At 60.4% G+C, this 6,422-nt stretch carries 7 protein-coding genes, 1 tRNA gene and 1 pseudogene; 2 read left to right on the top strand and 7 right to left on the bottom strand.

The window, feature by feature from the left end; genetic code table 11:
* A pseudogene (locus tag EOA60_RS14040) lies at window positions 1-155 on the top strand (DNA-protecting protein DprA); the annotation flags it as partial.
* 33 nt (window positions 156-188) lie between these two features.
* On the opposite strand, the gene EOA60_RS14035 reads toward EOA60_RS14040, so the two are convergent.
* The 4 genes from EOA60_RS14035 to EOA60_RS14020 form a co-directional block, all read right to left on the bottom strand.
* On the bottom strand, window positions 189-1,334 hold the full coding sequence (locus EOA60_RS14035) for a hypothetical protein (protein ID WP_095800784.1): 1,146 nt from the start codon (window positions 1,332-1,334) through the stop codon (window positions 189-191).
* A gap of 100 nt (window positions 1,335-1,434) precedes the next feature.
* Window positions 1,435-1,620, bottom strand: coding sequence for a hypothetical protein (locus EOA60_RS14030; protein WP_066992556.1), 186 nt, complete (start codon window positions 1,618-1,620; stop codon window positions 1,435-1,437).
* A 183-nt stretch (window positions 1,621-1,803) separates the two neighbouring features.
* Window positions 1,804-2,343 (bottom strand): J domain-containing protein, encoded by a 540-nt coding sequence (locus tag EOA60_RS14025; RefSeq protein ID WP_067319800.1) that lies wholly within the window; start codon window positions 2,341-2,343, stop codon window positions 1,804-1,806.
* A gap of 471 nt (window positions 2,344-2,814) precedes the next feature.
* Window positions 2,815-2,890 (bottom strand) — tRNA-Lys (locus EOA60_RS14020).
* A 284-nt stretch (window positions 2,891-3,174) separates the two neighbouring features.
* Between EOA60_RS14020 and EOA60_RS14015 the strand changes: the two genes are divergently transcribed.
* The gene (locus EOA60_RS14015) at window positions 3,175-3,630 is read left to right on the top strand and encodes a BA14K family protein (protein ID WP_095777749.1); all 456 of its coding nucleotides are present in this window, start codon (window positions 3,175-3,177) and stop codon (window positions 3,628-3,630) included.
* 67 nt (window positions 3,631-3,697) lie between these two features.
* Here EOA60_RS14015 and EOA60_RS14010 read toward each other — a convergent pair whose 3' ends face one another.
* The 3 genes from EOA60_RS14010 to EOA60_RS14000 form a co-directional block, all read right to left on the bottom strand.
* Window positions 3,698-4,177, bottom strand: coding sequence for a DUF6882 domain-containing protein (locus EOA60_RS14010; RefSeq protein WP_067319793.1), 480 nt, complete (start codon window positions 4,175-4,177; stop codon window positions 3,698-3,700).
* A gap of 32 nt (window positions 4,178-4,209) precedes the next feature.
* On the bottom strand, window positions 4,210-5,703 hold the full coding sequence (glpK, locus tag EOA60_RS14005) for a glycerol kinase GlpK (protein ID WP_095825326.1): 1,494 nt from the start codon (window positions 5,701-5,703) through the stop codon (window positions 4,210-4,212).
* A gap of 90 nt (window positions 5,704-5,793) precedes the next feature.
* A partial coding sequence (locus EOA60_RS14000) for an ABC transporter substrate-binding protein (protein ID WP_245502559.1) occupies window positions 5,794-6,422 on the bottom strand: 629 nt, incomplete at its 5' end.

Raw genomic sequence — 6,422 nt, 5'->3', positions numbered from 1 at the left:
TGCTGGAAGCGCTCGGCCCGACGCCGATCGCGGTCGACGAGATCATCCGCCACACAGGCTTGAGCGCCGCGCAGATCGCCATGGTGCTGTTGGAGCTCGACCTCGCCGGACGCCTCGAGCGCCATGCCGGCGGGAACGTGTCGCTGGTGGCGTGAACCCGGCTGCTGCTCCGACCTGCGGCTTCAGCGTTAGCGGAACAAATATTTGGACACTTCAGGATTGCCTCGGCGCCACATCACGTTGTCCAGAAAATAGTGGTGCACGTTGATGAAGATCAGCACGATGAAGAAGAACAGCGAGGACCCGAGGACTTGCTTGTCGTAGGGGATCAAGGCAGTCATCGCCATCGGCATAAGCCAGAAGCCGAGATATCCGAGCGCACCACCCCCGACGATGAATCCCAGAACCCTAAGCCTGTAGAGAGGTCCGAGAAAGGACAGTACCTTCGGTTGCGGATTTTGTGCGGCATCCGCGACGTCGCGCTCGACGTTCGTCTGGTAGCGCCAGACCACGGCCAGATACTGCAGCGAATGGAGCGCCGGCACCACTAGCAGCCAGAGCGGGTTTATCCTCGCAATCAGGATCCACAGATAGAGCGACGCGACATAGGCTACGATGCCGTTATACGGCAGCGCATGACCATTTCTGTGCCAGCGGTTGATCAGCATCAGAACCGTGGCCGCCGTCGAGGCGACGGCCGCCAGCAGGGCAATGTTGGTTATCCAGGAAGGGACCGCGAATGTGTAATATTCCAGGCCGTAATATTTCCCCTGGGTCACCGCCGTGTTCGTCTGGAGCCATGCCAGGATCCACACGACATAGCTGTTGACCAGCAGCACCTTCTTGTCACGATCGTCGAAGAATTTACGCTTCAGCACGGCGTCGACCATCAGCATGCCGTAGCCTTGCTTGACGTAGTGCCAACCGACGAAGAAGAACATGGCGTTGGCTGCGTATCCCAGCAGCCGAGTGTCCGCCCTTGCCGCGCCATATGCAAAGAACGCGGCCATGATCAGGGGGACGACGATGCCCGCGAAAATATAGCGAAGCTGCAGGCTCTTCTCGTATCCGTTGCCCCTCACCTTGCGCCCGAAATTGCGATAGAAAATCTGGTACGAGTGGGCGAAGTGGGGGTAGTTGACCAGATATGCCACGACGACCATGGTTGCAGCGACGAGGCCTTCATATTCGAGCGGCACCAGGAACAGGATGGGCAGGATCAGAAACGCGCTGCCGCCGAGCATGAGGAAATCGGCGACCGGGCCAAACAGATATTTGCCAGGCAGCGTCGCCGCTTTAGCGGCTGAAGCATCCACCGAAAGGTCAAGTGCCATGGTCGAGCTCTCCTTCGGGAAGGATCGAGCTTAGCCGCCACCCCGCCTGGCGACAAGGTTGGGGTGCCGCTCCAGCCTTTGCCGACGTCTCGATCCCCAGTTAGATGGAAAACTGAACGCGTTTCGGCGACTGCAGCTCGCGCCCCATCTTTGCCGCCTGAAAGATCGTCAGCAAGACCAGGATCGGCTCACCGTCTGTCGGATTGACGGTCAGGGCCACGCGGCCGAGTTCGTCACTCATGGCGCAAGTCCAGTCTTTGACGGCAATCACCTTCTTCTCGGGCAATTTATCCTCCCCTTGGGCCGCCATCCTGACGCTACCTGCCAGGTTGCACGGAACCAGGCATGGCGCGGCCGGCCCACACCGGATCGATCCTACTCGCCGGGCAACCATGGCCCCGGCGAATTCGAACACAAGCATTCGCGAATGTAAAAGCAACCGATCAGCCGGCAGTATTAGAGGGCATCGTCAAGTTGCATGATCCAGCAGCCTGGTTGCGACGGTTTCACGGCGATGCTCTGAATTGGCGCGATCGATGCCGTCTACGGTGATCGCGAACATCCCGTTTTCGATCCTTGCTATCCAGCTCTTTGCCTTCAGATACCAAAGATGAAATTCCAGATGTTCTCGCGGGCAGCCCGACAAGCGTTCGAGCTCTTCATCGCCGATGCCAGGATTGTTGACGTCCTGTCGACGTTTTACATAGAGAAGCGACAGCAGCTTGGCCTGGATGACAACGTCCCGTTCAAGCCCTTTGGCATCGCTGGCTTCTTCGGCGAGCTCGCGGCGAACGCTCAGATGGTCTCTATACTGGACATCGTATTGGGCGCGTTTGACTGGATCCTTGAGCGTATTATGGGCTTCTACGATTTCGCTGAAGCGTGACTCATTGCCGGTATCCCGATTGTCGGGATGGTAGCGCATGGCAAAGTAACGAAATATCCGCTCGATCGTTTCCGAATTCGCGTTCGGGCTGATCTCGAGCAGCTCATAGTAGTCAACGAACATAGTGGTGATTCCACAGAATCGATATTGCGACACCACTCCCCAACGGCAGCATCGCGCAACCGTCCTGCCCGCGCAAGCCGCATACCGAGCATGAGGGACTCGCCGCAAGCGATCTTGCGGAACCTGGCAGTCAGAATTCACGGAAGGCTGTTGAGCCTACGCGGAAGGCAGCAGCGGCGCCGATAGGGTCGCTTTGGGAAGAACTCGCCGGGCGAGGCCCCCAACAACGGCCTTCAAGCCCGACGAGCTGCCGGGGATCAAACCGGCCATGTCTGCGGTGCAAAGCCGATGCCAAGCATTCCCGTCCTGAAACGAGACAGGAAGACCAAATGCCACCTGGTCGGGTCGTTTCGGCTGCCGGGCTTTCTCGGTGCCAATCACGAATCTGGCAGCCACAGATAAGCCGGGGCGTGAGAAGCGGTCTGCCGTCTCGAAGTTGAAACCTTATCTCGTTGAAATGGGTTGGAAATTTGGTGAGCGCGATGGGATTCGAACCCATGACCTACTGATTAAAAGTCAGTTGCTCTACCGGCTGAGCTACGCGCTCCCGCGGGCTCAAAACACCGCCCTCGAAATTGCGCGGAACATAGGGAGAGTGCCGCGACCGGTCAACCGGAAAAACACCAGCTTCCAAGGCGGATTTTGAACGGATTCCAAAGGAGCGGTTAAGATGCCCGGGAGAAGCTTTCGGTGCCTCCGCCAATCACCCGGACCCGGGCTGCTTCAGAAAGCCCTACGATAACAACAGGTTGATGGGGAAGCGGGAACCATTGCAACCCAGACCCGTTTCGCAACACAGGGACGATTACCAAACCCTTGAGGAGTACATCGATGAAAAGGATCGCATCAGGCCTGATGGCAGCCGCCCTCTCGGCGTCGTTCATCGCGGCGGAGGTGGTGCCGGTCAACGCTCAGCCAGCTTATGTGCCACAATCCCAGGGCCTCTGGTCGGATGTCCAGACCGTGCAGTATCGGGATTGGAGACGACACCGCAGCTTCAACCGCGATTTCTCGCGTCGCGACGGCGTCGTCTACTGGAATGGCCATCGCGGCTACCGTGAATATCGCCGCGGCTATCGCCGGCATGGCGATTATTGGTTCCCGCTCGCTGCCTTCGCCACCGGCGCGCTGATTACCGGCGCCATCATCAACAGCCAGAACCGCGTCTATCGTGGCGGCGATGCGCATGTGCAGTGGTGCTATGACCGTTATCGGTCTTATCGCGCCTCGGACAACACTTTCCAGCCCTACAACGGCCCGCGTCAGCAGTGCGTTTCGCCCTACTGACAGCCTCCAGTCAGTATCCAGGGTCGTTGACCGAGCCCGTGCCGCAAGGCACGGGCTCTCTGTTCGTTCAGCTGGCCCAGTTGACGCTTTTCAATATCAGGTACAGGCCCCCGCCTTCCCCTCGGGGTGAGCGATAGGCTCCGAGCGCGTTGCAAATCCGAACCATGGCACCGGTCAGTCCCCAACCAAGCGCTTCGAGGTCATCGGCCACGTCGAGCACATAAGCCTGCGCCAGTTCGTCTATGCCCTTCTCCTCGCCGAATGACCGAACCAGCTTGGCGTCGCTGAGAAGATCGCCCGGCAAATTTGAATTTGCCCAAGCCCATAGCCAGTTGTCCGCCTTGGCGCTTGTAGAGCCGGCAATCTGTATGTGAGCGACCACCTTGACGACACCATCTGCCGAAAAAAGCAGTTTTCCGGTGGTTAAGTCATAGTCGTAGCGCTGCCAGCTGCCGAGGCGGAATTCATCCTCCAAACGATGGTTCTTGGCGTTCAGTTGGTCGAAAGCCTCGTCACGCCATGCGGGGTACCAGTCCGGATGCTTCATGCCCCCTCGCCTTGCCGTGTCTCCCGCGCCCCTCATTGCACACTCAGCGTCCTGCGCACTGCGTCGCGCCAGCCACTCAGCTTGGCGGAACGGGTGGCGGCGTCCATATCCGGCTTGAAGCGCTTATCGAGAGCCCAGGTCTTGGCAAACTCCTTCGCCTTCGGCCACACGCCGGCTTTGGATCCGGCAAGCCAGGCGGCACCCAGCGCGGTCGTTTCCAGGATGGTCGGCCGATCGACCGGCGCGTCGAGGATGTCGGCCAACCTCTGCATGGTCCAATCCGATGCGACCATGCCGCCGTCGACCCGCAGCACGGTCTTGGCGGAAGCGCCCTTCCAATCCTTGCGCATGGCGTCGAGCAGGTCGCGCGTCTGGAAGGCGACGGATTCGAGCGCCGCGCGCGCGAACTCGGCCGGGCCTGAATTGCGCGTCAGGCCGAAGATCGCGCCGCGGGCATCCGCGTCCCAGTGCGGCGCGCCCAGGCCGACAAAGGCCGGCACCAGATAGACTTGTTGCGCCGGATCGGCGGTCGCCGCCAGCGCGCCGCTCTGCTCGGCCTTGCCGATCACCTTGATGCCGTCGCGCAGCCATTGCACGGCGGCACCCGCAATGAAGATCGAGCCCTCCAGCGCATAGGTGGTCTTGCCGTTCAACCGATAGGCGATGGTGGTCAAGAGCCGGTTCTTCGAGCGCACCAGATCGGCGCCGGTGTTCAGCAGCGCGAAGCAGCCGGTGCCGTAGGTGGACTTCATCATGCCCGGCTCGAAACAGGCCTGGCCGATGGTCGCTGCGTGCTGGTCGCCGGCGACCCCGAGAATCCTCATCTCGGCGCCGAAAAGGCTCTTTTCTGTGACACCGAAATCATCGGCGCAGTCCTTCACCTGCGGCAGGACCGCGGCCGGTATGTTCAGGATGGACAGCAGCTCGTCGTCCCAGACATTCTTCTCGATGTTGTAGACCAGCGTGCGCGAGGCGTTGGTGGCATCGGTGGCGTGTACCTTGCCGCCGGTCAGGCGCCAGATGAGAAAACTGTCGATCGTGCCGGCGAGCAATTCGCCTTTCTCGGCGCGCTTTCTCGCGCCCTTCACCTTGTCCAGCATCCAGGCGATCTTGGTGCCGGAAAAATAGGGATCGAGCAGCAACCCGGTCTTTTTCGTGAACGTCTTCTCCAGCCCTTGCTTCTTGAGCTTCTGGCAAAGCGGCGCGGTTCGTCTGTCCTGCCACACAATCGCGTTGTGGATCGGTTTTCCCGTCGCCTTGTCCCAGATGACCACCGTCTCGCGCTGGTTGGTGATGCCGATCGCGGCCATATCCGATGCTGCGCAACCGGCAACCTTCAGCGCCGCCTTCACTGTCGCGAGCACGCTTGCCCAAATGTCTTCCGGATCATGCTCGACCCAGCCGGAAGCCGGATAATGCTGCGTGAATTCCTGCTGGCCCGTGCCGGCGACTTTCATTTCGCTGTCGAAGACGATCGCCCTGGTCGAGGTCGTTCCCTGGTCGATGGCCAGCACAAAACCGCTCATTCCGTCCCTCCACTTCTCATGCAACAGGGGAGACGGCCAAGCCGCCTCCCCTGCATTTCCTACACAGGCTCGCGGGCCTGCGTCATGCAGTTACTGCTGCTGCCAGCTCTTCACCAACTCGTCGTAGTTGATGGTGATCGGCTTTTCCTTTTCGTTCTCGATCTTCAACTGCGGCGCAAGGTTGCCCTTCGAGACCGCGTCCTTGTTCCAGTATTCGAGATCATGCTCTTCGGCCATCTTCGGGCCGATATCGCCCTGGACGCCCGACTTTTCGATGCGGCTCATGACCTTTTCCTGCTCGGCGCAAAGCGAGTCCATCGCTTCCTGCGCGGTCTTGGCGCCCGACGACGCATCGCCAATCGCCTGCCACCAAAGCTGAGCGAGCTTCGGATAGTCGGGCACGTTGGTGCCGGTCGGCGACCACTGCACGCGGGCCGGCGAGCGGTAGAACTCGATCAGGCCGCCGAGCTTCGGAGCGCGCTCGGTGAAGCTCTTGTCGTGGATCGTGCTCTCGCGGATGAAGGTCAGGCCGACATGGCTCTTCTTCACGTCGACGGTCTTTGAGGTGACGAACTGGGCGTAAAGCCAGGCGGCCTTGGCGCGGTCGGTCGGCGTCGACTTCATCAGCGTCCAGGAACCCACGTCCTGGTAGCCGAGCTTCATGCCGTCCTTCCAGTAGACGCCGTGCGGCGACGGCACGCCGAAGTGGCGCATGGCGC

The organism is Mesorhizobium sp. M1A.F.Ca.IN.020.06.1.1 (assembly GCF_004023265.1).
Classification (GTDB): Bacteria; Pseudomonadota; Alphaproteobacteria; order Rhizobiales; family Rhizobiaceae; genus Mesorhizobium.
This window is presented reverse-complemented; position numbering and strand designations above follow the sequence as displayed.